This window comes from Enterobacter quasimori, from assembly GCF_018597345.1.
Taxonomy (GTDB): Bacteria; Pseudomonadota; Gammaproteobacteria; order Enterobacterales; family Enterobacteriaceae; genus Enterobacter; species Enterobacter mori.
This window is the reverse complement of the sequence record NZ_JAHEVU010000001.1, coordinates 635,653-660,439: the sequence shown is the minus strand read 5'-3', so window position 1 is coordinate 660,439 and position 24,787 is coordinate 635,653. Positions and strand designations below refer to the sequence as shown.

Annotated in this window: 27 protein-coding genes and 2 tRNA genes; 14 read left to right on the top strand and 15 right to left on the bottom strand. The window is 55.8% G+C overall.

What is annotated here, in order from left to right; genetic code table 11:
- Positions 1–4: 4 nt before the first annotated feature.
- From ynhH to KK102_RS03060, 3 genes are all read right to left on the bottom strand, one after another.
- Positions 5–301: a protein YnhH gene (ynhH, locus tag KK102_RS22350; RefSeq protein WP_419716694.1), complete on the bottom strand. Its 297-nt coding sequence runs from the start codon at positions 299–301 to the stop codon at positions 5–7.
- 73 nt (positions 302–374) lie between these two features.
- A complete protein-coding gene (locus tag KK102_RS03065; protein WP_216356926.1) occupies positions 375–1,520 on the bottom strand; it encodes a trans-sulfuration enzyme family protein in 1,146 nt (381 codons plus the stop codon).
- Between the two features lie 11 nt (positions 1,521–1,531).
- The gene (locus KK102_RS03060) at positions 1,532–2,902 is read right to left on the bottom strand and encodes a pyridoxal-phosphate dependent enzyme (protein WP_010430245.1); all 1,371 of its coding nucleotides are present in this window, start codon (positions 2,900–2,902) and stop codon (positions 1,532–1,534) included.
- A 401-nt stretch (positions 2,903–3,303) separates the two neighbouring features.
- Between KK102_RS03060 and KK102_RS03055 the strand changes: the two genes are divergently transcribed.
- The 4 genes from KK102_RS03055 (at position 3,304) to fumD (ending at position 6,143) form a co-directional block, all read left to right on the top strand.
- Complete coding sequence (locus KK102_RS03055) at positions 3,304–4,326, top strand: methionine ABC transporter ATP-binding protein (protein ID WP_126543823.1); 1,023 nt, start codon at positions 3,304–3,306, stop codon at positions 4,324–4,326.
- Positions 4,319–4,987 carry a methionine ABC transporter permease gene (locus KK102_RS03050; RefSeq protein ID WP_216356925.1) on the top strand — a complete coding sequence of 223 codons (669 nt, stop codon included), beginning with the start codon at positions 4,319–4,321 and terminating at the stop codon, positions 4,985–4,987. Before KK102_RS03055 ends, KK102_RS03050 begins: the two co-directional genes overlap by 8 nt.
- A 23-nt stretch (positions 4,988–5,010) precedes the next feature.
- Positions 5,011–5,823, top strand: coding sequence for a MetQ/NlpA family ABC transporter substrate-binding protein (locus KK102_RS03045; RefSeq protein WP_010430254.1), 813 nt, complete (start codon positions 5,011–5,013; stop codon positions 5,821–5,823).
- 110 nt (positions 5,824–5,933) lie between these two features.
- Entirely contained in the window at positions 5,934–6,143 is a 210-nt protein-coding gene (fumD, locus tag KK102_RS03040; RefSeq protein ID WP_008500615.1) for a fumarate hydratase FumD, read from the top strand.
- On the opposite strand, the gene KK102_RS03035 is transcribed toward fumD, so the two are convergent.
- The 4 genes from KK102_RS03035 to KK102_RS03020 are packed head-to-tail and all read right to left on the bottom strand — an operon-like array spanning position 6,124 to position 9,187.
- On the bottom strand, positions 6,124–6,810 hold the full coding sequence (locus tag KK102_RS03035; RefSeq protein WP_126543824.1) for an amino acid ABC transporter permease: 687 nt from the start codon (positions 6,808–6,810) through the stop codon (positions 6,124–6,126). The two genes, fumD and KK102_RS03035, sit on opposite strands and share 20 nt — an antisense overlap.
- Positions 6,794–7,540 carry an amino acid ABC transporter permease gene (locus KK102_RS03030; protein WP_216356924.1) on the bottom strand — a complete coding sequence of 249 codons (747 nt, stop codon included), beginning with the start codon at positions 7,538–7,540 and terminating at the stop codon, positions 6,794–6,796. Before KK102_RS03030 ends, KK102_RS03035 begins: the two co-directional genes overlap by 17 nt.
- The gene (locus KK102_RS03025; protein ID WP_010430263.1) at positions 7,540–8,355 is read right to left on the bottom strand and encodes an amino acid ABC transporter ATP-binding protein; all 816 of its coding nucleotides are present in this window, start codon (positions 8,353–8,355) and stop codon (positions 7,540–7,542) included. The genes KK102_RS03030 and KK102_RS03025 overlap by 1 nt, the downstream gene beginning before the upstream one ends.
- A gap of 1 nt (position 8,356) precedes the next feature.
- Positions 8,357–9,187 (bottom strand): ABC transporter substrate-binding protein, encoded by an 831-nt coding sequence (locus KK102_RS03020; RefSeq protein WP_216356923.1) that lies wholly within the window; start codon positions 9,185–9,187, stop codon positions 8,357–8,359.
- A gap of 246 nt (positions 9,188–9,433) precedes the next feature.
- Between KK102_RS03020 and KK102_RS03015 the strand changes: the two genes are divergently transcribed.
- The 4 genes from KK102_RS03015 (at position 9,434) to KK102_RS03000 (ending at position 12,211) form a co-directional block, all read left to right on the top strand.
- Complete coding sequence (locus tag KK102_RS03015; RefSeq protein WP_185805585.1) at positions 9,434–9,601, top strand: hypothetical protein; 168 nt, start codon at positions 9,434–9,436, stop codon at positions 9,599–9,601.
- A gap of 106 nt (positions 9,602–9,707) precedes the next feature.
- Positions 9,708–11,033, top strand: a complete 1,326-nt coding sequence (locus KK102_RS03010; RefSeq protein WP_216356922.1) for a sensor histidine kinase — start codon at positions 9,708–9,710, stop codon at positions 11,031–11,033.
- Complete coding sequence (locus KK102_RS03005) at positions 11,026–11,637, top strand: response regulator transcription factor (protein ID WP_216356921.1); 612 nt, start codon at positions 11,026–11,028, stop codon at positions 11,635–11,637. The genes KK102_RS03010 and KK102_RS03005 overlap by 8 nt, the downstream gene beginning before the upstream one ends.
- A gap of 94 nt (positions 11,638–11,731) precedes the next feature.
- On the top strand, positions 11,732–12,211 hold the full coding sequence (locus KK102_RS03000) for a GlcG/HbpS family heme-binding protein (protein ID WP_216356920.1): 480 nt from the start codon (positions 11,732–11,734) through the stop codon (positions 12,209–12,211).
- A gap of 38 nt (positions 12,212–12,249) precedes the next feature.
- Here the strand turns inward: KK102_RS03000 and KK102_RS02995 are convergent, their stop codons facing one another.
- Entirely contained in the window at positions 12,250–12,390 is a 141-nt protein-coding gene (locus tag KK102_RS02995; protein WP_003857665.1) for a hypothetical protein, read from the bottom strand.
- 125 nt (positions 12,391–12,515) lie between these two features.
- On the opposite strand from KK102_RS02995, the gene KK102_RS02990 reads away from it, so the two are divergent.
- Positions 12,516–13,298: an MBL fold metallo-hydrolase gene (locus KK102_RS02990; protein ID WP_126543830.1), complete on the top strand. Its 783-nt coding sequence runs from the start codon at positions 12,516–12,518 to the stop codon at positions 13,296–13,298.
- A 72-nt stretch (positions 13,299–13,370) separates the two neighbouring features.
- Complete coding sequence (locus KK102_RS02985; protein ID WP_010430283.1) at positions 13,371–14,006, top strand: carbonic anhydrase; 636 nt, start codon at positions 13,371–13,373, stop codon at positions 14,004–14,006.
- A gap of 28 nt (positions 14,007–14,034) precedes the next feature.
- On the opposite strand, the gene KK102_RS02980 is transcribed toward KK102_RS02985, so the two are convergent.
- The 4 genes from KK102_RS02980 to mdtK form a co-directional block, all read right to left on the bottom strand.
- A complete protein-coding gene (locus tag KK102_RS02980; RefSeq protein WP_216356919.1) occupies positions 14,035–15,630 on the bottom strand; it encodes an FAD-NAD(P)-binding protein in 1,596 nt (531 codons plus the stop codon).
- A 118-nt stretch (positions 15,631–15,748) separates the two neighbouring features.
- A tRNA-Val gene (locus tag KK102_RS02975) sits at positions 15,749–15,825 on the bottom strand.
- Positions 15,826–15,829: 4 nt separating this feature from the next.
- Positions 15,830–15,906 (bottom strand) — tRNA-Val (locus KK102_RS02970).
- A gap of 153 nt (positions 15,907–16,059) precedes the next feature.
- Complete coding sequence (mdtK, locus tag KK102_RS02965; RefSeq protein WP_126543832.1) at positions 16,060–17,433, bottom strand: MdtK family multidrug efflux MATE transporter; 1,374 nt, start codon at positions 17,431–17,433, stop codon at positions 16,060–16,062.
- A 225-nt stretch (positions 17,434–17,658) separates the two neighbouring features.
- Between mdtK and KK102_RS02960 the strand changes: the two genes are divergently transcribed.
- Positions 17,659–18,300: a riboflavin synthase gene (locus KK102_RS02960; protein WP_010430291.1), complete on the top strand. Its 642-nt coding sequence runs from the start codon at positions 17,659–17,661 to the stop codon at positions 18,298–18,300.
- A gap of 31 nt (positions 18,301–18,331) precedes the next feature.
- On the opposite strand, the gene cfa is transcribed toward KK102_RS02960, so the two are convergent.
- Both cfa and punC read right to left on the bottom strand, forming a co-directional pair.
- Positions 18,332–19,480, bottom strand: a complete 1,149-nt coding sequence (gene cfa / locus KK102_RS02955; protein WP_010430293.1) for a cyclopropane fatty acyl phospholipid synthase — start codon at positions 19,478–19,480, stop codon at positions 18,332–18,334.
- A gap of 299 nt (positions 19,481–19,779) precedes the next feature.
- Positions 19,780–20,979, bottom strand: a complete 1,200-nt coding sequence (gene punC, locus KK102_RS02950; protein ID WP_216356918.1) for a purine nucleoside transporter PunC — start codon at positions 20,977–20,979, stop codon at positions 19,780–19,782.
- A 114-nt stretch (positions 20,980–21,093) separates the two neighbouring features.
- Here punC and punR point away from each other — a divergent pair, with 114 nt between their 5' ends.
- Complete coding sequence (gene punR, locus KK102_RS02945) at positions 21,094–22,005, top strand: DNA-binding transcriptional activator PunR (RefSeq protein ID WP_216356917.1); 912 nt, start codon at positions 21,094–21,096, stop codon at positions 22,003–22,005.
- A 17-nt stretch (positions 22,006–22,022) separates the two neighbouring features.
- Here the strand turns inward: punR and purR are convergent, their stop codons facing one another.
- Complete coding sequence (gene purR, locus KK102_RS02940; protein WP_010430302.1) at positions 22,023–23,048, bottom strand: HTH-type transcriptional repressor PurR; 1,026 nt, start codon at positions 23,046–23,048, stop codon at positions 22,023–22,025.
- Positions 23,049–23,345: 297 nt separating this feature from the next.
- On the opposite strand from purR, the gene cydH reads away from it, so the two are divergent.
- Together cydH and KK102_RS02930 are read left to right on the top strand one after the other, a co-directional pair.
- Positions 23,346–23,435, top strand: coding sequence for a cytochrome bd-I oxidase subunit CydH (gene cydH / locus KK102_RS02935; RefSeq protein ID WP_042717882.1), 90 nt, complete (start codon positions 23,346–23,348; stop codon positions 23,433–23,435).
- Between the two features lie 165 nt (positions 23,436–23,600).
- Positions 23,601–24,767 carry an MFS transporter gene (locus KK102_RS02930; RefSeq protein WP_216356916.1) on the top strand — a complete coding sequence of 389 codons (1,167 nt, stop codon included), beginning with the start codon at positions 23,601–23,603 and terminating at the stop codon, positions 24,765–24,767.
- Positions 24,768–24,787: the final 20 nt, after the last annotated feature.

Sequence of the window (24,787 nt, the reverse complement as noted above, 5' to 3'; positions counted from 1 at the left end):
AGTCTTAGTCTTTAAGTTGGGAAGGATATGGAAATCTCGCTCCGGGGGCGCACCGCCGCGGAGTCAAACCTGTGTTGCAAAAGAGTATATGACACGCACTAAGGATAGGAGACATCAAATGAGCGTGCAGAAGAAAGTGTGCCTGAGTGTCAGCCCAACGAAGGAGAGGAGAAGTTGTACGTTGTTTTTTGTATTCCAAGCGCTGAAACCATTCACCAGGGATTTGGCGCGCATTATACGCTGATTTTAAGATAAAAGGAAAATGGAAACAGCGTTTCAAAAATAATCTGTGCAGATTCACATAAGTTTGTTATCAAGGCGTTAAGGCATAATGACAACTTATGGCGGCAGGTGCCTGACCTGCCGCGGTTTGTTTATTTTTGCAGCGCCTGACTGAGATCGGCAATCAGGTCTTTCGGATCTTCAATCCCGACTGACAGGCGGATCAGCTGCGGCACAATGCCGTTGGCCAGGCGTTGATCCAGCGGAATTGACGCGTGGGTCATGCTGTAGGGCTGGCTCACCAGACTCTCCACGCCGCCCAGGCTTTCCGCGAGGGTGAACAACTTCAGGCTGCGGATCACCTCGGTAGCGCGTTGCGCATCGCCTTTGACCACGACAGAAATCATCCCGCCCGGCAGGGCCATCTGCGTACGGGCAAGCTGATATTGTGGATGCGATTCCAGACCGGGATAGAAAACGTTTTCCACCAGGGGATGCTGTTCGAGCCATTGCGCAATCGCCAGCGCGTTAGTGCTGTGCTTTTCGACGCGCAGCGCAAGGGTGCGAATACCGCGCAGGGTCAGGAAGCTGCTGAACGGATCCAGTACGCCGCCCACTGCGTTCTGCAGATAGCCCAGCTTATCCGCCAGTTCCTTGTTGTCCCCGACAACCGCCAGCCCGGCCACCACGTCTGAGTGGCCGTTCAGGTATTTGGTGGCGGAGTGCACCACGATATCGAAACCTGATTCCAGCGGACGATGAATAACCGGCGACGCGAAGGTGTTATCCGCCACGCTGATGACGTTATGACGACGGGCGATTGCCGCGATGGCCGCCAGATCCGCCAGCTTCAGCAGCGGGTTGGTTGGCGTTTCAACCCACACCATGCGGGTTTCCGGACGAATGGCGGCCTCAAGCCCGGCCAGGTCGTCCGGTTTAACCCAGCTGACCTGCAGACCGGTGCTGCGCTTGCGCACGTTTTCAATCAGGCGGTACGTCCCGCCGTAAACATCATCAATGGCGACAATATGGCTGTCTTTATCCAGCAGTTCGAGCACCGTGGAGATGGCCGCCAGACCGGAGGCAAACGCGTAGCCGCGCGAGCCGCCTTCCAATTCGGCGATGGCGGTTTCCAGCGCGTGGCGGGTGGGGTTGCCGCTGCGGGAATACTCATAGCCGGTATGCTCGCCGGGTGACGGTTGCGCAAACGTCGAGGTAGCGTAAATCGGCGGCATGACGGCGCCGTGCTGGTCGTTGAACTCGCCGCTGTGAACGCTCAGGGTTGCCAGGTTTTTCATCTCTTATTCCTTTATTGTTGTAGACGGTTGCGCCAGGCGGTCAGGACGTCGCTGCGCGTGATCAGACCCAAAAAGCGGTCGTTGTCATTAATAACGGCCACCAGGCCACGGTCGAAAATAGCGTTCAGGGCGCTCTCAGGGGCATGTTTATCAAGGAACTCCACCTGACGCGTCATGGCTGCCGTTACCGGAAGGGCGAAGCGATCGCCATCGCCGCCGATGTGCCGCAGGAGATCCCACTCGTCGATGATGCCCACCACCTTGCCGTTCTCCAGCACCGGAAGCTGGGAGATGTCATACAAACGCATGCGCGCCAGTACGGTGGAAAGCGTGTCGTCCGGGGCGGCGGTGACGGTGGCACCTTCATCGTGACGCAGGGCAATATAGTCTGAAAGATCGCCGGCCTGAGGGCGCGTGATGAGCCCTTGCTGACGCATCCAGTCATCGTTGAACATCTTCGAGAGGTATTTATTGCCGCTGTCGCAGGCGAAGGTCACCACGCGTTTCGGCGTGGTCTGCGCCTGACAATATTTCAGCGCCGCCGCCAGCAGCGTGCCGCTGGAGGAGCCCGCCAGAATGCCTTCCGTTTTCAGCAGATCGCGTGCGGTGGTGAAGGCTTCCCGGTCGGTGATGCGCCAGGCGCGATTCACCCCTTCGATGTGGGCCAGAGGCGGAATAAAGTCTTCGCCAATCCCTTCAACCAGCCATGAGCCTGCATCGTGATAGCGTCCGGTTTCCACCTGGTCGGCGAGAACGGATCCGGCCGGATCTGCCAGGACAAACTCCGTATCGGGGGAATGTTCCGCAAACCACGCCTGTAATCCCCCCAGCGTGCCGCCAGAGCCCACGCCGACCACGATAGCGTCGATCCGCCCATCTAGCTGTTCAAACAGTTCCGGCGCCGTCGTGGTGCGGTGCGCCAGCGGGTTGGCCTCATTATTGAACTGGTCGATGTAAAACGCGCCGGGCAATTCGTTGGCCAGACGCTGGGCGTAATCCTGGTAATAGGCCGGATGCCCCTTATTCACATCGGAGCGGGTCAACACCACCTGCGCACCCAGCGCGCGCAGGTGGAAAATCTTTTCGCGGCTCATTTTGTCGGGTACTACCAGGATCAGCGAGTAGCCTTTCTGCGCGGCAATCAGGGCCAGGCCGAGGCCGGTATTGCCCGCCGTCGCTTCTATAATCGTGCCACCCGGCTGCAGCTGGCCGGTGCGCTCCGCTTCGTTGATCATTGACAGCGCAACGCGGTCTTTAATCGAGCCGCCAGGATTTTGGTTTTCCAGCTTCAGGAACAAGGAGCAGGGACCGGTATCCAGTTTGTGCAGCTGGATAAGCGGCGTGTGGCCAATCAGTTCGGTGACGGAGTGATAAATCGTCATGGTCTTTTTCCTTTAACGAGGTCATGACCGGATGATAGGACCATGAAAATTTCTCAATAAAGAACGTTTCACTGCCTTTTAGAACGGAAAGGAATATTCAGCCTGTTTTCGGATGTAAGGACAGCAAGACGTAAAGTTGTCTGGATGTGAGGATGGCTATATCGGGATAAAATGCTGCAAAAATAACCATTTTTTTTGAGGGTCAGCCATCGAATATGCGTATGGCAGATAATCATTGCTGAAAATAATCTAAATGCTTTGCACCTGTTAAATTCGCTGTTTATTTCCGAAAGTTATAACACATTCTTTTTTGTTCATTTAAAACCTGATAACGCCTGTTTACTATCGTTTGGACATCCATACTGCTAAACCGCCATGGGCGGCACGGATAACGATTAAGAATGATTGTACTGAGCAATATTTCGAAGGTTTTTGACAACGGAAAGGTGGCACTGACCGCCGTTGATAATGTCAATTTGACGATAGCACAGGGACAGATTTACGGGATTATCGGTTACAGCGGCGCGGGGAAAAGTACGCTTATCCGCCTGCTGAACGGTCTGGAAAAACCCAGTACCGGCAGCGTAACCATCAACGGGCAGGATATTTCTGCCGCCAGGGGCGAAGCCTTACGTCAGGCGCGACTGAAGATCAGCATGGTGTTTCAGCACTTCAACCTGCTGTGGTCGCGTACGGTAAATGAAAACATTGCTTTCTCGATGCAGATTGCCGGCGTGCCAAAAGCAAAAATCACCGCCCGCGTCGCCGAGCTGGTGGATCTGGTCGGCCTGAAAGGGCGCGAGAATGCGTACCCGTCCCAGCTGAGCGGCGGGCAAAAACAGCGCGTGGGCATTGCGCGCGCGCTGGCCAATAACCCGGACGTGCTGCTCTGCGACGAAGCTACGTCGGCTCTTGACCCACAGACCACCGATCAGATCCTCGATCTGCTGCTGGATATTAACCGTCGTTTCAAGCTCACCATCGTGCTGATCACCCACGAGATGCACGTGGTGCGCAAAATCTGCGACCGCGTGGCGGTAATGGAGAATGGCAAGGTGGTGGAAGAGGGCGACGTCCTGAGCGTCTTTACCCATCCGCAGCAGCCGATTACGCAGCAGTTCGTCCGTCAGGTGAGCCAGTACGCCGAGGAAGAGACCTTCAACGCCGAGCTGGCAAACGAACTGGAAGGCACGGTTATCAAGCTGACCTTTACCGGACACAGCACGCATAAGCCTGTCGTCGGTGAGTTAACGCTGCGCTATGGCCTGCCGTTTAACATCCTGCACGGCAAAATGACGCAAACTGCCCACGGTGTTTTCGGGCAACTCTGGGTGCACGTGGTGGCATCTGATGAACAACTGAACAATATCCTCGCCGACCTGCAGCACAGCGATATTGAAGGCGAGGTGATTAAACATGACTGAGGATCTCTTTCCCCATCTGAAGTGGGACCAGCTGTGGGCAGCAACCCAGGAGACGCTGTACATGACCGCGCTCTCCGGCGTGGCGACCTTTGTTCTGGGCCTCGTGCTCGGTCTGGCGCTGTTTTTAACCGCGCGCGGCGGGCTGTTCCATAACCGCACGGTCTACAGCGTGATTTCGATTGTGGTGAACGTGTTCCGCTCCATTCCGTTCATCATCCTGATTGTATTGCTGATCCCGTTCACGAAAACCATCGTGGGGACCATCCTTGGCGCCAACGCGGCACTCCCGGCGCTGATTGTGGGCGCAGCACCGTTCTACGCACGCCTGGTGGAAATCGCCCTGCGTGAAGTGGATAAAGGCGTTATAGAAGCAACGCGCTCGATGGGCGCACGACTGAGCACGTTAGTGTTTCGGGTTTTACTGCCGGAATCATCACCTGCACTGGTTTCAGGTATTACGGTGACGCTGATTGCGCTGGTGAGCTATAGCGCAATGGCGGGGGTGATTGGTGCCGGCGGTTTGGGAAATCTGGCTTATCTGGAAGGATTCCAGCGCAACCATGGTGACGTCACGCTGGTGGCAACGGTGACCATTTTAATCATCGTTTTCATTATCCAGTTCTGCGGCGATGCCATTACTTCACTGTTAGATAAACGCTAATAAATACACACAGGAACCACATCATGAAAAAAACACTGACACTGATCGCCGCAGCAACCCTGAGCGCCCTGAGCTTCGCCTCCTGGGCCGACACCCTGACCGTGGGCGCGTCCAACACGCCGCACGCTGAAATTCTGGAGCAGGCGAAGCCGATTCTGGCAAAGCAGGGTATCGATCTGGAGATTAAACCGTTCCAGGACTACATTCTGCCGAACACCGCGCTGGCGGGACGCGACATCGATGCGAACTATTTCCAGCACATTCCTTACCTGAACAGCGTGCTGAAAGATCATGCGGGCGATAAGGACTACGATTTTGTCAGCGCAGGCGCGATCCACATTGAGCCCATCGGCATCTACTCCAAAAAATACAAGTCGCTGAAAGACCTGCCGGAAGGCGGCAAGATCATCATGCGTGACGCGGTTTCCGAAGAGGGCCGCATTCTCTCTATCTTCGAGAAAGAGGGCGTGATCAAGCTGAAGCCGGGCATTGATAAAGTGACCGCGCGCATCAGCGATATCGTCGAAAACCCGAAAAAGCTGCAGTTCACGCCTAACGTCGAAGCGTCTCTGCTGCCGCAGATGTACAACAACGACGAAGGCGCTGCGGTGGTGATCAACGCCAACTACGCGATTGATGCAGGTCTGGACCCGGTTCACGATCCGATTGCGGTAGAGAGCGGTGAAAACAACCCGTACGCCAACATCATTACCGTACACCGCGGTGATGAGAAGAAAAAAGATATCGTTGCGCTGGTGAACGTCCTGCACTCCAAAGAGATTCAGGACTGGATCCGCACCAAATACAAAGGCGCGGTCATTCCCGTAAACAACTAATTAGCTGATTTTACAGATGAAGCCCGGCGAGTCTCTCGTCGGGCTTCTTTTTTGTATCCGGCAGGAGAATCATTTAAGCTCAACGTTTAAAAGGCAATGGAGTGATGACGATGGGTAACGTGACCAAAGACGAAGCGCTTTACCAGGAGATGTGTCGTGTGGTCGGGAAAGTGGTGCTTGAGATGCGTGATTTAGGGCAGGAGCCAAAGCATATTGTGATTGCCGGCGTGCTGCGAACCGCGCTGGCGAACCAGCGCGTCAAACGCAGTGAATTGACAACCGAAGCGATGGAAACGGTGGTTAAAGCGCTGGCCGGGTAAGGCGCCAGCGCTTCGCAAGCTGCTCGAGCGAGCAGCACAGCAGGTAGTAAACCACGCCCGTAAAGATAAAGATGGCCGCCGGGTAGATTTGCACCCGGTTGTTCACCTGGCCCGCCACGGTGGTCAGTTCAGGTACGTTCACAATAAACGCCAGCGACGTATCCTTCAGCAGGCTGATAAAAATCCCCACCAGAGACGGCAGAATATTGCGCATTACCTGTGGGAGCAGCACGCGCCACAGGGTTTGCCGCGTGCTGAATCCCTGAGTCAGTGCCGCTTCATATTGCCCGGCGGGCAACGCGTTTAGCCCGGCGAGTACCGAATGCATAACCGATGCCGCCGTGAACCAGGCCAGCGCCAGCGTCACGGTAAGAGCGCCGGGCAGATCGCCGCCGGTCATCAGCGGCAGCAGATACCACATCCAGAAAATCACAAAGATGAGCGGAATGCCGCGTATCAACTCTGCCCACAGAAACAGCGCCTTACGCCCAGGTCCGGGATAGCGCCACGCGGCGCACGCCAGCGCAATACCGCAGGGCAGGGCAAGTATGGCGGCTCCCGCGGCCATCAGCAGCGAGAGCAACACGCCGCCGGGTTCACCCGCAGCAGCACGCCCCCACAGCAGATAATCCAGGTTATCAACAATCACGTTAAATCCGGCAATCATGCTGAGTCCTCCCTGCGCGAGGGCCGAGTCGCGTCAGTAGCATACCCATTAGCACGCCGGTAAGCAGATACAGTGCGGTTCCCACGGTAAAGGCCTCCAGCGCGTGCGCGTTATAGCTTTCAATCTGCCGCACCTGATAGGTGAGTTCGGCAAAGCCAATGCCGCTGGCGAGCGAGGAGAGCTTCATCAGGTTGAGATACTGACCGATGACAGGCTGCCAGGCATTCGCCAGTCCTTGCGGCAGCAGAATGTAGCGAAATAACCGCCAGGCAGAAAACCCCTGCGCCAGCGCCGCCTCCCGCTGTCCGTTGGGGACGGAACGTAGCCCGGACTCAATCTCCTCAATTAAAAATGCCGAGGTGAACACGCCCAGCCCCCAGGCAGAACATAAAAATTCAGGCGTGAACCACCAGACGTCACCGGGCAAAATCGACCAGGCGTGATCGGCATTCACGACGTCCCGAAACCCGAGCGGCAGCCCGTTCCAGGCGGCGAAGTACCAGAACAGGAGCTGCACCAGCAGCGGCGTGTTGCGAAATAGCGAGACCCAGCCGCTGACGACGGCATGACCGAACCGTCCTGCGGAGAGGCGAAGCAGCAGAAAAAACAACGCAAGCAGGGTGGCAAGTCCCACGCCCGCGAGCGTGACCCACAGCGTGGTGAGAAAACCGGATACTATCCACTGCAGGGGCTGCCCGGTCAGCACTCCCTGCCAGTCGAGCGCGGCCATTACAGCGGCTCCTGGTGAAGCGGGTCGAGCACTTTTTGCAGGAACCGCTGGGCGCGTGGATGCGACGGTTGACTGAAAAATTGCGCAGGCGGGGCGGTTTCGAGAATGTGCCCGCCGTCGATAAAGACGATCCGGTCAGCAATCTCCCGGGCAAACTGCATCTCGTGCGTCACCACAATCATGGTGATCCCGCTGTGGGCGAGGGCTTTCATCACATATAACACTTCGCCAATCATCTCGGGATCGAGGGCTGACGTCGGCTCATCAAAGAGGATGATTTGCGGCGACGAGGCCAGCGCGCGAGCAATCGCCACGCGCTGCTGCTGGCCGCCGGAGAGCTGTGCGGGAAAATGATGGGCTTTTTCCAGCATCCCGACCTTTTCCAGCAGCGCCAGCGCGCGCTCCTGGGCGGGCTGTGGCTTCCAGCCGTGAACGTGCTCCAGCGCCAGAGTGATGTTCTGGCTGGCGGTGAGGTGGGCGTAAAGGTTAAATTGCTGGAACACAAAACCGACGCGGCTGCGTAACTGGCGCAGTGCCGCAGTGGCAAGCCGGGCGGTGGGTTTGTTATCAATCAGAATGTCGCCGTCACTGAGGGTTTCAAGCTGGTTGATAAGACGAATCAACGTCGATTTCCCCGAACCGGATGGACCGAGGATCGCCACCACTTCACCCGGAGAAATGCTGAGGTTAATGCCTTTTAATACCTCATGGTCGCCGTAACGTTTTACAACATCACGAAACTCGACGCTGGCGTGTTCCAGATGTGAAAAATCCGCGGCACCGGCCGCGGAGTGTGAAAATAAACCTGAGAGCATTTTACTGGGCTTCTATTTTAAAGGCGCGAGGCTGTGGAGCGGGCGTGTTTGGGCCAAACCAGACATTGTAGATTTTTGCCGCCTGACCGCTCTTCTCGAGATTAACCAGCTCGTCGTTAACGGCCTTAAGCAGCGCGGTTTCACCTTTTTTCACCCCAACGCCAATCTCTTCCTTGCTGAGCAGATCGGGCAGGATTTTAAAGTTCGCTTTATCCGGTGCCTGTGCCAGCAGGCCTGCAAGAATAGTGCTGTCCTGGGTGATGGCCTGCACGTTGCCGTTGCGCAGCGCCGTCAGCGCCAGAGGAATGTCGTCATAAGAGAGCACGCGAGACTGCGGGAAACGCTGGTGCAGCGCCTGCTCGCCCGTTGTCCCTTTCACCGCGCCAATGCGTGCCCGGCTGTATTCATCCAGCTTATCGGGTGACCTGGCGGGAACCAGGAACTGTTGTCCGGTCACGAAATAGGGGGTTGAAAAATCAATCACCTGTGCGCGTTCCGGGGTGATGGTGATATCCGCCACGATCAGATCTGCTTTACCGGACTGCAGCAGCGGAATTCGGTTCGCCGGATTGGTGGCAACCAGTTCAAGCTTCACGCCGAGTGCTTTTGCCAGCGCTTTGGCAAAGTCCACGTCGTAACCCACGATGTCGTGCGTCTTTGCATCAATAGAGCCAAACGGCGGATTGGCGTCAAAGGTGGCGACTTTCACCACCCCTGCGGCCTTAATGTCCGCCAGCTGATCGGCCTGTACCTGCGCTGAAAGCAGGCTCCCGGCTGCCAGTAATCCCAGAACCCATGTCCGTTTATTAAACCTTTTCATTTTTGCTGCCATAGTCAAACCATTCCCGTCGTTTTTTGTTTTGTCCCGCTACGCTCCCATAAGCGAAAGCTCTCGCCAAATAAGAAATCGTTCTTTGCTTTAAGCAAAAAAGCATTAGTGAACAGGGTGTTATGAACAGGTAAATGAACGGGGACGCTATTTGCAGATACTGCACATGAACAGTCGATATTGGTATTTCCCACGCGCCGACGTTGAGTGTTTAACTTAGGTCAGGCAAAGCGAAGAGGGGTAAAGACAATGAAAAAATGGATAAGCACGTTACGGCGGTTTTTTGCGACCCGGCGGGTCAACGCGGAGAACAGCGCGCAACGGGTTCTTGAGTCGATACTGCCTGTCGCCAGCCTGTATGGCGTGGACGTTGCCAACATCGATCCGGAGTGGTTCTATGATAAAACGTCACGCTGAGCTGCGCCGGACGCGCGAAATGTACTGGAATGAGCTGTGCGCTTTTTTGTTATGAGCATCGTTAACTGTTAATGTGACGGGATGTAAAAACCTGTCAGTTAACGGAATGAAAAACACACTGTTCACGCGCGCCATCATTGTCTGGATCGCCGTCTGCTTTATCAGCGGTATCCTGCTCTATGCCGAACAAATCCGCCGACAGTACTGGGAGCGCGATCGTGAGTATTCGGCGCTCTTTTCTCAGATTAGCGCCGTCCTTACCCAGAACGAGTCTGTATTGCCGCTACTGAGCGGTGATGAAGATATCACGGCACTGAATAAAAAATTCCCCCATCTTCTTGCGCTGGAGAAAACAACCGGACGCGCGCTGGACGCCGCCCGCGTTGAGCCCGCCAGCGATAGCCAATACTGGCTCTACAATCCCTGGCGGCAAATCCGTGTACGGGTTGATCTTGCCCCGCTACTCAATACGCATCATGCCTTTGACCGCCTCGACGTCTATTATTCGACGCGAAGCGAACCACACTCTTCAGATGCTTTTTGGCACTGGGCTCGCCACTTCCCACAGGTAACGCAACCTTTCGTGCTTTCAGCCGATGCTCGGCCGGACTGGCTCGGTATTCAGTGGTTTATCTTCGCGGCCGTCTTTCTCGGATGGGGTATGGTCATTGCGGTGGGCAGCGTGGCGCTCTGGCAGCGCAAGGCAAGGCGAGACGCAGAGCAGCGCGCCTTGTATTACCAGCATGCCCGACTCAACATGCTGGGGGAGATCACGGCGGGTATTGTCCATGAGATCAACCAGCCGCTCACGGCCGTGCAGACCTGGATCCAGGGCGCGCAGCGGCAGCAAAAGCTGGACAATCCGCAGGCGGTGTCCCAGGCGCTGGCAGCAGCGCTGGTGCAAACACAGCGTATCAGCGCCCTGTTAACCCGTTTTCGTGAACACGTGGTGCAGGAGAAAGTGACGCTGCGCGAAACCGACCTGGCGCAATGCTGGCAGCAGGTTGTGAATTTACTGGAGCACGAGAGACGCGCTGAACATATTATCGTCACCCATGCGTTTGCACCGGAGGCAACGACGGTTCTGGCTGACAGACTCTGGCTTGAGCAGGTCCTACACAATCTGCTCAGCAATGCGATTCAGGCTCAGCAGGCGAACGCGCAGGGTTGGGTGCGGATCGAAAGCCGGAAAGGCGCAAATGGCATTCAGGTCATCGTGACGGATGGCGGCCCCGGTTTTAGCCCGGAGGCGCTACAGAATGCCTTTATGCCGTTTTACAGCGGCAGAGAAGAGGGAATTGGCCTGGGGATGACCTTAACGGAGTCACTGATGACGCGCATGAACGGATCGATTACGCTGGGTAATTCGCCGGAGGGAGGGGCGCGAATCGTCCTGCAACTGGCTAATGGAAAGGAGACGACGCATGGATAATATCATCTGGCTGATCGATGACGATGAATCCATCAGAGAGTCGATGGCATTTTTACTTTCGGGCATGGGCTGGGAAGTGAAGACATTCGGGAGTATCGACGCGTTTACCTCGGCCCATGTTAAGGACTCAACGCTCGTCGGCTGCCTGCTGCTGGATATGCGGATGCCGGGAAAAGGGGGGCTGACGTGGCTGGAAGAGGGCGAGTGGCCGTGGCCGCTGCTGCCGGTGATTATCATGACCGGGCACGGCAGCGTCGACGCCTGCCGCCGGGCGTTCCGTAACGGCGTCTTTGAGTTTTTCACCAAGCCGCTGGATGCGGACAAGCTTATTGAATCCGTGGGGCTGGCGTGTGAGGAGAGCCAGCGACGGTTCGCCGCCTGGCAGGCGATTTCACGGATAAAAGCGCGCTTTGAACAACTCACCGCGCGGGAACATGAGGTGTTGGCGGTGTTGATGGAAGGGTTCAGCAATAAAGAGGTGGCGGCGCGGCTTAACCTGTCGCCGCGCACGGTGGAAGCGCATCGTGCAGCCGCGTTTGCCAAGCTGGGCGTCACGAGCCTGGTTCAGGCAAGCCGCGAGTACGATAAATTGCAATCCGTATAATTACCAGGATACGTGCGTAATCAACCGAATTACGCGTCGCTGCCTGCCCCGGTATCCTCGAATGGTCTTCTGTTATTCTATTCGAGGTTATGCAATGAAAAAGTTAATGATGGCGGCAGCGCTGGTCGCGGGTAGCGTAAGTCTGACTGCGCAGGCAGATTCCGTGAGCCAGAAGAGTCTCTCCCTGGCGCAGGCCAATGCGCTGGCAAACTCTGCCGTTCAGGCGTGTCTGGCGAAGAACTATCAGGTTTCGGTGACCGTGGTTGACCGTGCGGGCGTGGTGAAAGCGGTACAGCGCACCGATAATGCGGGTCCACACACGATCAAAGCCAGTGAAATGAAAGCCTTCACGGCGCTCAGCGCGAAGAATGCCTCAGGCAAAGTGATGGAAGCGGCGCAGAATAACGCGGGCGCGCAGAACATGCGTGATATCCCAGGCTTCCTGCTGCTGGCGGGTGGCTTACCCGTTAAAGAGGGCGACGAGGTGATCGGGGCGATTGGCATCGGCGGGGCGCCGGGCGGTCATCTGGATGAGGCCTGTGCTCAGGCAGCCATTGACGGGCTGAAGAAGTAACCTCAAAAAAAAGCACCGGCTTTACCGGTGCTTTGCAATCAGATCTTACAGGCGTCGCCGCAGTCATCATCGGCAACTATCGCCTGCGCTTTTTTGTCTGCGTCGTCCAGACGTTCGGCGTTACGCTCTTCTGCTTCATCCAGTCCGTTAAAGACCAGGTTATCGAGATCAATTTCCATGTGGCACCTGCTATGTTCAGTTTTTGATACTGGCACAGTATAGGGCAAAAAAAACCAGGAATGTACCTCGCAGCACATAAGGATAATCCCTGCCATACTCAGTGCGTTGTCACTGAGGAAAGCACATGATTATACTCTGTAAAGCCTGCGGGACCTCGTATGCGTACCAGCCCGACAGATGCCCTGTCTGCGAGGATGAACGCCAGTATGTTCCCGTTACCGGGCAGGCGTGGACCGAACTTGAAGGCGTCACTGCCGCGCATACCAACAAATGGCAGCAGCTGGAACCGCAGCTCCTGAGCATCAAAACGGTGCCCGCCTTTGCTATCAACCAGCGGGCACTGTTGCTGCGCACCCCACACGGCAATATTTTATGGGATTGCATCGCCAACCTCGACCCGGCAACCCGAACGCTGATCGCCGCCCTCGGGGGTATCAGTGCCATCGCCATTTCACACCCTCACTATTACACCACCATGCAGGACTGGGCGAAGACGTTCGACGCGCCGGTGTATCTTCATGCAAGCGATCGGGAGTGGGTCATGCGCGACAGCCCGGCCATTCGCTTCTGGCAAGGCGAAACGCTGGAGATTTTCCCCTCCGTGACGTTGCTGCGTCTCGGCGGCCACTTTGCGGGCGGAACGGTGCTGCACTGGCAGGAGGGCGAAGGGGTTTTGCTGGCGGGGGATATTCTGCAGGTCACGCCGGGGAAAGACGCCGTTTCGTTTATGTGGAGCTATCCGAATATGCTTCCGCTACCCGCCCACACCGTAGCGTCCGTCATCCATCGCCTTGAAGGCAGAAAATTTGAACGTCTGTATGGCGCGTTCGAGGGCCAGAACATCCAGGCTTTCGCGGACGATATTGTGCAGCGGTCGGGCCAAAAATATATTGCTTGTCTGAAGTAAAGTACGGTGGGTAAACTTTACGAGTGTGATCGCGATCATACCTAAACTACAACAGATAAAAGAGAAATTGCTATGCAACATATCATTGAAGGTTTTCTCAGCTTTCAAAAAGAGATTTTCCCGCAACGTAAAGAGCTCTTCCGCAGTTTAGCGTCCAGCCAGAATCCCAAAGCGCTGTTCATCTCCTGCTCCGACAGCCGACTGGTGCCAGAACTGGTCACGCAACAAGAGCCAGGACAACTCTTTGTCATTCGAAATGCTGGCAATATTGTGCCGCCGTTCGGGCCAGAGCCAGGCGGCGTCTCCGCCACTATCGAATACGCGGTTGTCGCGCTGGGCGTGACCGACATTGTGATCTGTGGCCACTCTAACTGCGGTGCGATGAAAGCGATTGCCGACAATGCGAACCTCGAGCCGATGCCTGCGGTCTCCCACTGGCTGCGCTACTCTGACGCGGCGAAAGCCGTGGTGGAGAAGAAATCCTGGGACCAGCCAATCGATAAAGTGAATGCGATGGTGCAGGAGAACGTGTTTGCGCAGCTGAGCAATATTAAGACCCACCCGTCCGTCGCGGTGGGCCTGCGTAATAATTCCATCCGACTGCACGGCTGGGTGTACGACATTGAAAGCGGCGACATTCGCGCGCTGGATAAAGCGACGAAAACCTTTATCTCGCTGTCTGAAAACCCTGAGGTTTTCTTCGAGTAATCAGACCGTTCAGGGCAGGGAGGCCCTGTCAGCTATCAGTAAAAGGTAACTTTTTGCGCGTAACCGACGCAGGTTTATCCGCCGCTTTTGCCATTGCCTCCCCAATCTCTGCGCACTCTGCCAGCCCCTGAACAAAGGGGTGGTCGTGCATCAGCCACGGTATCGCACCAAAGGCAATACGTCCGCGAAGCGTATCGGGCGCCAGCAGCGTGTAGTCTTCACCGACATCGGGTATGTCGTCGCCTGTCGTTTGTAGCTGTTTACGCAGTGACGGGAAGGGTAAATCTTCTGTCTTGAGCGGTTTCTGCCCGCGCGCATCAATAAAGACGTCAAAGCGGTAGCGGTTCTCTTTGGTGGTAATGACCGTTTGAGCACTACCGATATCCAGAGCGTAATCCTCACCCAATGCCAGTACGCTTACGATCCCGGCCTCGCGCAGGGCAAGCAGCCTGCGAATTGACTGAGGGGGGATGGCGGCATAGTTATCAATAAACACGCGCTCCAGCCCGGCTTTGAACCGCGATCTGTCCTTTTCGTTCAGGGCGGGTACGATTTCTGCAACGATCTCGTGCAGGCGAAGTACGGTATAGCGCCAGGCCACGGTGCGCCGTTCACGTTTGTTTCGCTCGACCTCTTTGAGATTCTCTTCCGCCCAGCTAAAAGGACCGTGCCGTTTACGCTCTTCAAACCACGCGTCGCGAAGGCTGTCGGCATCCTGTTGCCGCAGCGCGATGGTCTTACACCACGCCGGGTCGGCGAGTTCAAGCTCTTCAACCATCAGGGCAAAGATGCGGTCCAGCAAGCCGTCGGCTCCTTTGGCAATCTCGGTTTGAACAGCGAACTCGGTCAGTACCGACAGCGGCTCGTAAGGAATCGGGCAGTAAAAATCGGCCTCTGGTAAAATGCCGGTCCGGGACATCAGGACAATTTTTAGCGCCTCGCTGCCTTTATCCAGAATGAACGCGTCGTCCACAAACTGACCATGCTGCATCACCACCGCCATGGCCGCGTCCAGACCGCTCAAAGACGTTCCCATAATGCCCACCTTGCAGGGGCGGATTTCGGCGTCCATGAGTCCTGACCACGGGCTTGGGAAGAACGTGCGCGTGGCTTCATCTTCGTCTGGCCAGACGTGGCCGGTGGCGATAACCGCAAGGTCATACCGATCGGCAAACGCCTCACCGTTAACTGTAAGCGTGATGGCGTTTGAGTTGACCTCGATATCTGTGACTTCCGAGGATTCATGGATCTCGACCTTGAATCCTAATCTTTTAGCCTCTTTTACAACCGTGAGGAAGCTGTCGCGGAAATACTCACCCAGCAGGAGCCGGGGCAGGAACTGCCGGTCATGCAAACGGGCTTTATCCACCTTGAAGCGCGCCAGATGGGCTTCGCTCTGGCCCTTAAGCCAGTCGAGGTAGGTCATAAAAATGGGCGGGATTTCAATGCTCGCAATGTTCGCCAGCATCAGACGAGAGTTTTCGTCGTCGTTATAGGGCATACCCACGCCAGCTTCATCAGCTTGTTCAAAGACGGAGACCGAAAGCGGCTGCGGGTTTTTAAGAAGTGCGTAAAAGGTGTAAATCCCTGTTGGGCCGGAGCCAATAATCGCGATTTTCTTCATCGGCGTTCTTCCTGCTTTTTGGTCATGAGAAAAGCGTAGCAGGAGAATAATTAAGAAATCAGGAGATTGGGATAATTCAGAACATAAAGAGAGGATTTGCACCATTTCAGGACTGAAATGGTGCGTCCGAGTGGACTCGAACCACCGACCCCCACCATGTCAAGGTGGTGCTCTAACCAACTGAGCTACGGACGCAGAATGGTGCGTTCAATTGGACTCGAACCAACGACCCCCACCATGTCAAGGTGGTGCTCTAACCAACTGAGCTATGAACGCAACGTGTTGTCGGTGACAACGGGGACGAATATTAGCGGCACAGCATCGAGGTGGCAAGAGGCAAAATGCATTTTTCTCTCTGATTTCACGCGATTGCTGTATTACCGCGCAAAGTGAAGAGAAAGTAGCCGCCAGCCGGCGGCTACTGCCTGTTTAACGTGCGGCGCGTTGCAAAATGACCGTGGAAGGCTGGCGTTGCAGAAAACGCATACGCAGCATCATCATGATGGCCGCAGAGGTCAGACCGATGATAAAGCCCATCCAGAACCCTGCCGGACCCATGCGATCCACCACCAGATCGGTAAGCGCCAGGATGTAGCCTGTCGGCAGTCCCAGCACCCAATAGGCGATAAACGTAATAAAGAAGATAGAACGCGTATCTTTATATCCGCGCAGCACGCCGCTGCCAATCACCTGGATGGAGTCAGAGATCTGGTAAATCGCGGCCAGCAGCATCAGGTGCGACGCCAGCGTGACGACTTCCGGATTGTCGTTGTAGAGCAGCGCAATCTGCTCGCGTAATGCAACGGTAAAGAGCGCCGTACAGACGGCCATGCAGACGCCGACGCCCAGCCCGGTCCGGGCGGCCGTTTGCGCATCCAGCGTCGACCCCTGGCCCAGACGGAAGCCTACGCGAATCGTCACCGCCGCGGCCAGCGACATCGGCAGGACGAACATCAGGGAACTGAAGTTCAGCGCAATCTGGTGGCCCGCGACATCAATAATGCCCAGCGGGGAGACCAGCAGGGCGACCACGGCAAACAGGGTCACTTCGAAGAACAGCGCCAGCGCGATAGGCAGCCCTAACTGCACCAGGCGCGTCATGATGTTCCAGTCCGGCGTGCTAAATCTGTTCTCGTTGCGAATATCGCGCATGGAACGGGCGCGTTTCACAAAGACGATCATTGAGAAGAACATCACCCAGTAAACGGCTGCCGTCGCCACGCCGCACCCGACGCCGCCAAGCTCCGGCATGCCGAAGTGGCCGTAAATAAAGATGTAGTTCACCGGGATATTCACCAGCAGACCGATAAAGCCCATCACCATCCCGGGCTTGGTTTTTGCCAGCCCTTCACACTGGTTACGCGCGACCTGGAAAAAGAGGTAGCCTGGCGCGCCCCAGAGCAGGGCGCGCAGATAGCCCACGGCTTTATCCGCCAGCGCCGGGTCGATGTTATGCATCGCGCGGATGATATGCCCGGCGTTCCAGAGCACCACCATAATCAGCACGGAGACAAACCCTGCCAGCCAAAAACCCTGGCGAACCTGGTGGGCAATGCGCTCGCGGCGGCCCGAGCCGTTCAGCTGTGCGATAACTGGCGTGAGCGCGAGCAGCAGACCGTGACCAAACAGGATGGCCGGTAGCCAGATAGATGTGCCGATTGCCACGGCAGCCATATCGGTGGCGCTGTAGCCACCCGCCATCACCGTATCCACAAATCCCATTGCGGTTTGGGCCACTTGCGCGACGATCACTGGTATAGCCAGTGCCAATAACTGGCGCGCTTCATTCATGTACTTCTGCACGTGAACACCTTTATTTTGTAGTTATTTGAGAGACTAAAAAAGCCGCCGTAACTGGCAGCAAGAAGAAAATGCAGGGGGGTGCCAGCTATTGTAGCGGGCTTTAACTATTTATCTAGTGAAAAAATCGCCAGAAAATGCGCTCCACTGGCAACCTGTTTTTCCAACTGTTATTGTGATGGGATTAAACGGTGTCACCACCGTCCGGAAAAAACAGGAGTTGTAAGCATGTTTACTGGTATTGTGCAGGGCACCGCCAAAGTGGTGTCCATTGATGAAAAACCCAATTTCCGCACTCACGTGGTTGAGCTGCCGGAATATATGCTCGACGGCATAGAGACCGGCGCCTCGATTGCACATAACGGCTGCTGCCTGACGGTGACCGAAATTAACGGTAACCAGATTAGCTTTGATTTAATGAAAGAGACGCTGCGTATCACCAACCTGGGTGAACTGGTGGTGGGGGATACCGTCAACGTTGAACGCGCGGCGAAGTTCAGCGATGAGATCGGCGGCCATCTGATGTCGGGCCACATTATGACCACCGCCGAAGTCGCAAAAATTGTGACCTCGGAAAATAACCGTCAAATCTGGTTTAAAGTTCAGGATCCGGCATTAATGAAATACATCCTGTATAAAGGATTTATTGGTATTGATGGGATTAGCCTGACGGTCGGAGAAGTGACGCCGACGCGCTTTTGCGTGCATTTAATTCCCGAAACGCTGCAGCGCACAACGCTGGGCGCAAAAAAACTGGGGCATCGCGTGAATATCGAAATCGATCCGCAAACCCAGGCGGTTGTGGATACCGTTGAACGCGTCCTGGCGGCAAAAGAGGCGGCGATAATAAAAGCCGTTGAGGAAGAATAAAAAATAACCCCGGATATCCGGGGTTATTTTTTTAGCGGGCGACACGTAATCCGTGTTCAATGCCGCGACTGAAAACAACCTGCCAGAGCTGAATATCCCGCGCACGGAACGCACCCGCACAGGCATTCAGGTAATAGCTAAACATGCGTTTGAACCGTTCGGAATAGTTGTCTGCAATCTCAGGCCAGGCTTCCTGAAAACGGGAGTGCCATGCCATCAATGTGGTGTCGTAATCCGCGCCGAAGTTATGCCAGTCTTCCACAATGAAGTGGGGCTCGCTGGCGTTAGCAATCTGGCGCACGGACGGTAAACAGCCATTCGGAAAGATGTATTTATTGATCCACGGGTCCACGTTATTGTCTGTGCGCTTAGAACCAATGGTATGGAGCAGGAAAATACCGTCAGGCTTCAGGTTTCGGTCGGCAACGTCAAAATAGGTTCTGTAGTTTTTCGGACCCACGTGCTCGAACATGCCAACGGAAACGATGCGGTCGAACTGTTCGTTCAGGTCGCGGTAGTCCTGAAGCCGAATATCGACATCCAGCTCCTGGCAACGTGTCTGCGCCATTTTTTGTTGCTCAGCTGAAATCGTCACGCCCACAACGCTGGCACCGTAATGCTTCGCCATAAAATACGCCAGACCGCCCCAGCCGCAGCCGATGTCCAGCACGCGCATACCCGGTTTTAACTGCAGCTTCTCGCAGATCAGACGCAGTTTATCTTGCTGCGCCTCTTCAAGCGTTGTGGCCTTTTTCCAGTAGCCGCAGGAATATTGCATTAAGGGATCGAGCATACGACTGAACAGGTCATTACCGAGATCGTAGTGCTCTTTACCGACGATCCATGCCCGCTTTTTACTTTGCAGATTGAACAGTCGAGCGGAGGCGATACGCAGCGTGTCTTTGAAGTGGCGCGGGAGCTGATTTTCAAGACCGGCGCGCAATACGCTGGAGAAAAACATGTCCAGCCGTTCACACTCCCACCAGCCGTCCATATAGCTTTCGCCCAGGCCTAACGATCCCTCCTGCAAAACGCGTTTAAAAAAATCGGGATGTTTGACCTGCGGATCGGCGGGGGAAGACCCATTAATCGTGATACCCGCACGCCCCAACAGTTCACTGACGATCCGGGACCAGTTATCGTCCGGAACGCTGACTTCTTCTATACACGATGAACTCATAGCTTCTCCATCACCTTGCTGTGATCAGAACCTTAAAACAGCGTAGACGCTTTTTTGGGTTTGTGAGAAATCTCACGGTAAATGCCCGCGAGGCTAATATCCGACGTAGAACAGAGGAAGGGAGATAACCCTTGCCGAAAAGCCTTCCATGGTAAAACGGGAGCACTCCGGCTCCCGTTAACACTTAATATTTATCGTATTTAATCGAACCAAATTTAGTATAGGCCTCAAAATTTGGTGATTCAATAGAAAATTCTTAGCAACCTAATCACTATGTCTTAACATAATTTCTGGCGCGATTATGCGTGCGACCTTTCTACCGGCTGACGCGCATTCTGCTCGCGCTGAGCGGAAGACTGCATACGGTAGCCAAGGGCAGCCAGCGCAACGGTCACCAGCATCACGCTGGTGGTGGTCAGGAGCGGCGTGGCAATCAACGCAGAAACCACCAGACTTGCCAGGAAGCACAGACCCAGCTGTAACGTGTTCTGCAGCGCGGCGGCGCGTCCCGTCGCCTGTGGGAACGGACGTAATGCCTGTGCTACTACGATGGGGTAAATAGCACCGTTAGCAACCGCCATGACGCAGAACGGAATCAAAACTTCTGTCAGGCCCGTACCCGGAATAAACCCGACGGCCCATGTGCCGAAAACGCTTAACGCGAACAGCCCCAGTAGCCAGGGCAGCATCTGCTGACCTTCCCACTTCTGCAGGGCTGCGCGACAGCCGTAGCCGCCGACCAGGAAAGCAATGGTCTGTGGAACATAACTCAGGCCGATTGCCGCCGGGCTGTATCCCATGTCGTGCAGAATGAACGGCGAGCCGGTCAGCCACGCGAAGAAACTGGCGGAACAGGCCGCGTAAATCAGGACGTTGCCGCGATACGCTTTTGAACGCAGCAGCGAGGCAAAGGTAATCGGCTTCGCGTCAGGATGCGTCTCTTTTTTATGCGCAGGCTTGAGGAAAAATGCAGGCAGCATCAGTACCAGCGTGATGGCAAAGAGCGTGGCGAAGATCGCCTGCCAGTCGAAATGGGCCAGGATCCAGCTTCCGAGCAACGGTGCCAGGGCAGGCGAGAGACCGACCAGCGGCATAATGGTGGCGAAAATCCGGTTAGTGCGGGATGCCGGATAATAATCGGTCACCAGCGCCTGCCAGGTCACCGCCGCAGCACAGACGCCCACGGCCTGAATAAAACGCAGCACCAGTAGCCAGGTGGCATCGCGCACCCACAGCATGCCCAGGCAGCCCACGGCAAAAATAGCCAGACCCAGCAGCAGCACCGGTTTACGACCAAAGCGATCGGAGAGCGGCCCCCAGAGCAGCTGCGCGAAGGCAAAACCGGCGAGGAACAGGCTCAGGCTGGCGCTGATAGCAGCCGCGGGGGTTTGCAGATCTTCCTGCATCGCGGCAAAGGCGGGCAGATACATATCGGTCGCTAAAAAGCCCAGCACGCTTAAGCCGCCGAGCCAGACTAAAAATCCTTTCCTGGGTTGCATTGTTTTATTCTCCTGAGGAGGCAGGTGTACGTTGGCGCAGAGTGTAGGGAGTGCAAAGCGGGTTGTGAAACGCTAATATTTGCTGAGTGCATTCAAATTTTTTGCAGGCAGAACATGTGGTCAGATTATTCTCTTGAAGTTGTCGATGCCGTTGCCCGTAACGGCAGTTTCACCGGCGCCGCGCAGGAGTTACACCGCGTACCCTCGGCGATCAGTTATACCGTACGTCAGCTCGAAGAGTGGCTGGCGGTTCCGCTGTTCGAGCGGCGTCATCGCGACGTGGAATTAACGCCCGCAGGCGCGTGGTTTTTGAAGGAAGGGCGTTCTGTCATCAAAAAAATGCAGATCACCCGCGAACAGTGTCAGCAGATCGCCAACGGCTGGCGAGGCCATCTCTCCATCGCGGTGGATAATATCGTTAAGCCTGAACGGACCCGGCAAATGATCGTGGATTTCTATCGTCATTTCTCTGATGTCGAACTGCGGGTCTCCCAGGAGGTGTTCAACGGCGTCTGGGATGCGCTGGCGGATGGCAGGGTTGAAATGGCGATTGGGGCAACGCAGGCGATCCCCGTTGGGGGGCGCTATGCGTTTCGCGATATGGGGATGCTGAGCTGGACCTGCGTTGTCGCCAGCGAACATCCGCTGGCGGCAATGGAAGGCCCGCTCAGCGATGACACGCTGCGCAACTGGCCGTCGCTGGTGCTGGAAGATACCTCGCGCTCGCTGCCCAAGCGCATCACCTGGCTCCTGGACAACCAGCGCCGCGTGGTGGCCCCTGACTGGGAATCATCGGCAACCTGTCTTTCTGCAGGGCTGTGCGTGGCGATGGTGCCCGTTCACTTCGCGCGACCGCGTATCGATACCGGTGAGTGGACAGCGCTGACGCTGGAAAATCCGTTCCCGGATGCGGCCTGCTGTCTGACCTGGCAGCAAAATGACGTATCGCCTGCAATGGCCTGGCTGCTGGATTATCTGGGAGACAGTGAAACGCTGAACCGGGAGTGGCTACGGGAGCCAGCATAGCTGGCCCCGTAAAGCGATTAACGGCGATAGTCGCGGAACGGACCGTCCGCCACGGAGCGGCGCTCGATCAGGCGCGGGTGAACTTCAATCGACTGGGATTCTTCACGCTTGTTGACGATCCTGTCCATCAGCATGTTGAAAGCCGTTTCGCCCAGCGAATCTTTTGGCTGGTGAATGGTGGTCAGCGCCGGAGTGAAGAAGCGCGCGTTACGCACGTTGTCATACCCGATCACGGAGATATCCTGCGGCACCCGCAGGCCCAGCTCGTCGGCGGCGCAGAGCGCGCCCATCGCCATAATATCGCCGCCACAGAAAACAGCCGTCGGGCGATGCGGTTGGGAGACAATCTGCTGCATGGCGCGGTAACCGGATTCCGGCTCAAAGTCGCCCTGAACAATCCAGTTTTCCGGTACGGTGATAAGCGCCTCTTCCATTGCCTTCATAAATCCGGCCAGACGGCCCGCACCGGTGTTGCGCTCCAGCGGACCCGGGATCACGCCAATCTCGCGGTGACCGCGCTCGATCAGATAACGGCCCGCCATATAGCCGCCTTCAAAGGCATTATCGATAACGGAATCGGTGAAGTCCGCGCGCGCTTCGCCCCAGTCCATCACCACCATCGGGATGTGGCGGTACTCTTCCAGCATGGAAAGTACGGACTCTGGGTACTCAGAACACATTACCAGCAGGCCATCGACGCGCTTTTGCGCCATCATCGACAGGTAGGCGCGCTGCTTCTCGATACTGTTCCACGCGTTGCCCAGAATCAGGGTATAGCCTTTCTGGAAGCAGTTTTTCTCAACCGCTTCGATGATCTCGGCAAAATAGGCCGCTTCACTGCTGGTTGCCAGCAAGCCAATTGACTTGGTGTGATTCACCTTCAGGCTGCGCGCAACCGCACTCGGGGAGTAATGTAACTCCTTGATCGCCGCCCAGACGGCGTTGCGCGTCTCTTCCGCGACGAAGCGGGTTTTGTTAATTACATGTGATACGGTTGTAGTGGAAACGTTTGCGCGTTTTGCTACGTCTTTTATTGTTGCCATTCAATGTCACTCCAGACCATATCCTAAACTCCTGAAAAACTTGAAGGTAAACGTTTGCCTTCTCTCACCCTTATTACGCAATCTTGAGTTGCGACACGCCGGGAAAACGACACAGGACGTCAGGAGGGGGTCAATGGCCGGTACGCTAATAAATTTAGCGTGGAATTTTGTCCTATCTTGAAGAAAAGGGGAAGAGCTAAAGTGGATATCAGTTTAAATCCAGGAAGATTTTTGACGTAAACTGTGTAAAAATGAGCAAGCTCACTTTTCGTGGGGTGATTAAAAGGAGAAAAATTGATGAGTTCCGATCTGAAGTTTTCGCTGGTGACCACCTTTATCGTGCTGGCATTGATTGTTGCCGGTGGTTTGACGGCTGCGCTGCACTGATTTACGCGGGGGGAGCGTCCTCTCCCTCCTCATTTGCTTCCTATTGTTACCTCTCCGGCAAAAATCTTTTGCCAAAATGTTAACTTCTCAAATTTTGTGATTGATGTCATGCTTTTGACTTCTTAGTTCTGTGTCGCGTGATGACACGGCATCCGGAGTTGACTCATGAAAATCAATTTTCCTCTGCTGGCCCTGGCGATAGGCGCCTTTGGGATTGGCACCACTGAATTTTCCCCGATGGGGTTACTGCCTGTTATCGCACGCGGTGTAGACGTCTCTATTCCTGCGGCCGGGATGTTAATCAGCGCCTATGCCATCGGCGTGATGGTCGGGGCCCCGCTGATGACGCTGCTGCTGTCGCACCGCGCGCGTCGCAATGCGCTGATCTTTTTGATGGCGATCTTTACGCTGGGCAACGTGCTCTCCGCGATTGCGCCGGATTACACCACGCTGATGCTGTCGCGTATTCTGACCAGCCTGAACCACGGCGCATTTTTCGGTCTGGGCTCGGTTGTTGCGGCAAGCGTGGTGCCGAAGCACAAGCAGGCCAGCGCGGTGGCGACCATGTTTATGGGGCTGACGATCGCCAACATAGGCGGTGTGCCTGCGGCCACCTGGCTGGGTGAAGTGATTGGCTGGCGAATGTCTTTCCTGGCGACAGCCGGGCTGGGCGTGGTGGCGATGGTGGCGCTGTTCTTCTCCTTACCGAAAGGGAGCGCCGGGGAACGTCCTGACGTGCGCAAAGAGCTGTCGGTGCTGGTGCGCCCTCAGGTGCTTTCCGCGCTGTTGACCACGGTGCTGGGGGCCGGTGCGATGTTTACCCTCTACACCTATATTTCACCGGTGCTGCACGATATCACCCACGCGACGCCGATCTTTATTACCGCGATGCTGGTGCTGATTGGCGTGGGCTTCTCTGTCGGTAACTATCTGGGCGGGAAACTGGCTGATCGTTCCGTGAGCGGTACGCTGAAAGGCTTTTTAACCCTGCTGATTGTCATCATGATTGCGATCCCGTGGCTGGCACGCAACGAGTGGGGGGCTGCGATCGCGATGGTCGTGTGGGGCGCTGCCACCTTTGCCGTGGTACCACCGCTGCAGATGCGGGTGATGCGTGTCGCCCATGAAGCGCCAGGACTTTCTTCTTCCGTGAATATCGGTGCGTTTAACCTGGGCAATGCGCTGGGGGCTGCTGCGGGCGGGGCGGTGATTTCCGGTGGTCTGGGATACAGTTTCGTGCCGGTGATGGGGGCAATTATTGCCGCACTCGGCCTGCTGTTAGTGCTGATGTCCGGTCGAAAACAGCCAGAAGCTGCCTGCGCGGCGGAATAAACTAAAACGCAGAAGGGCGA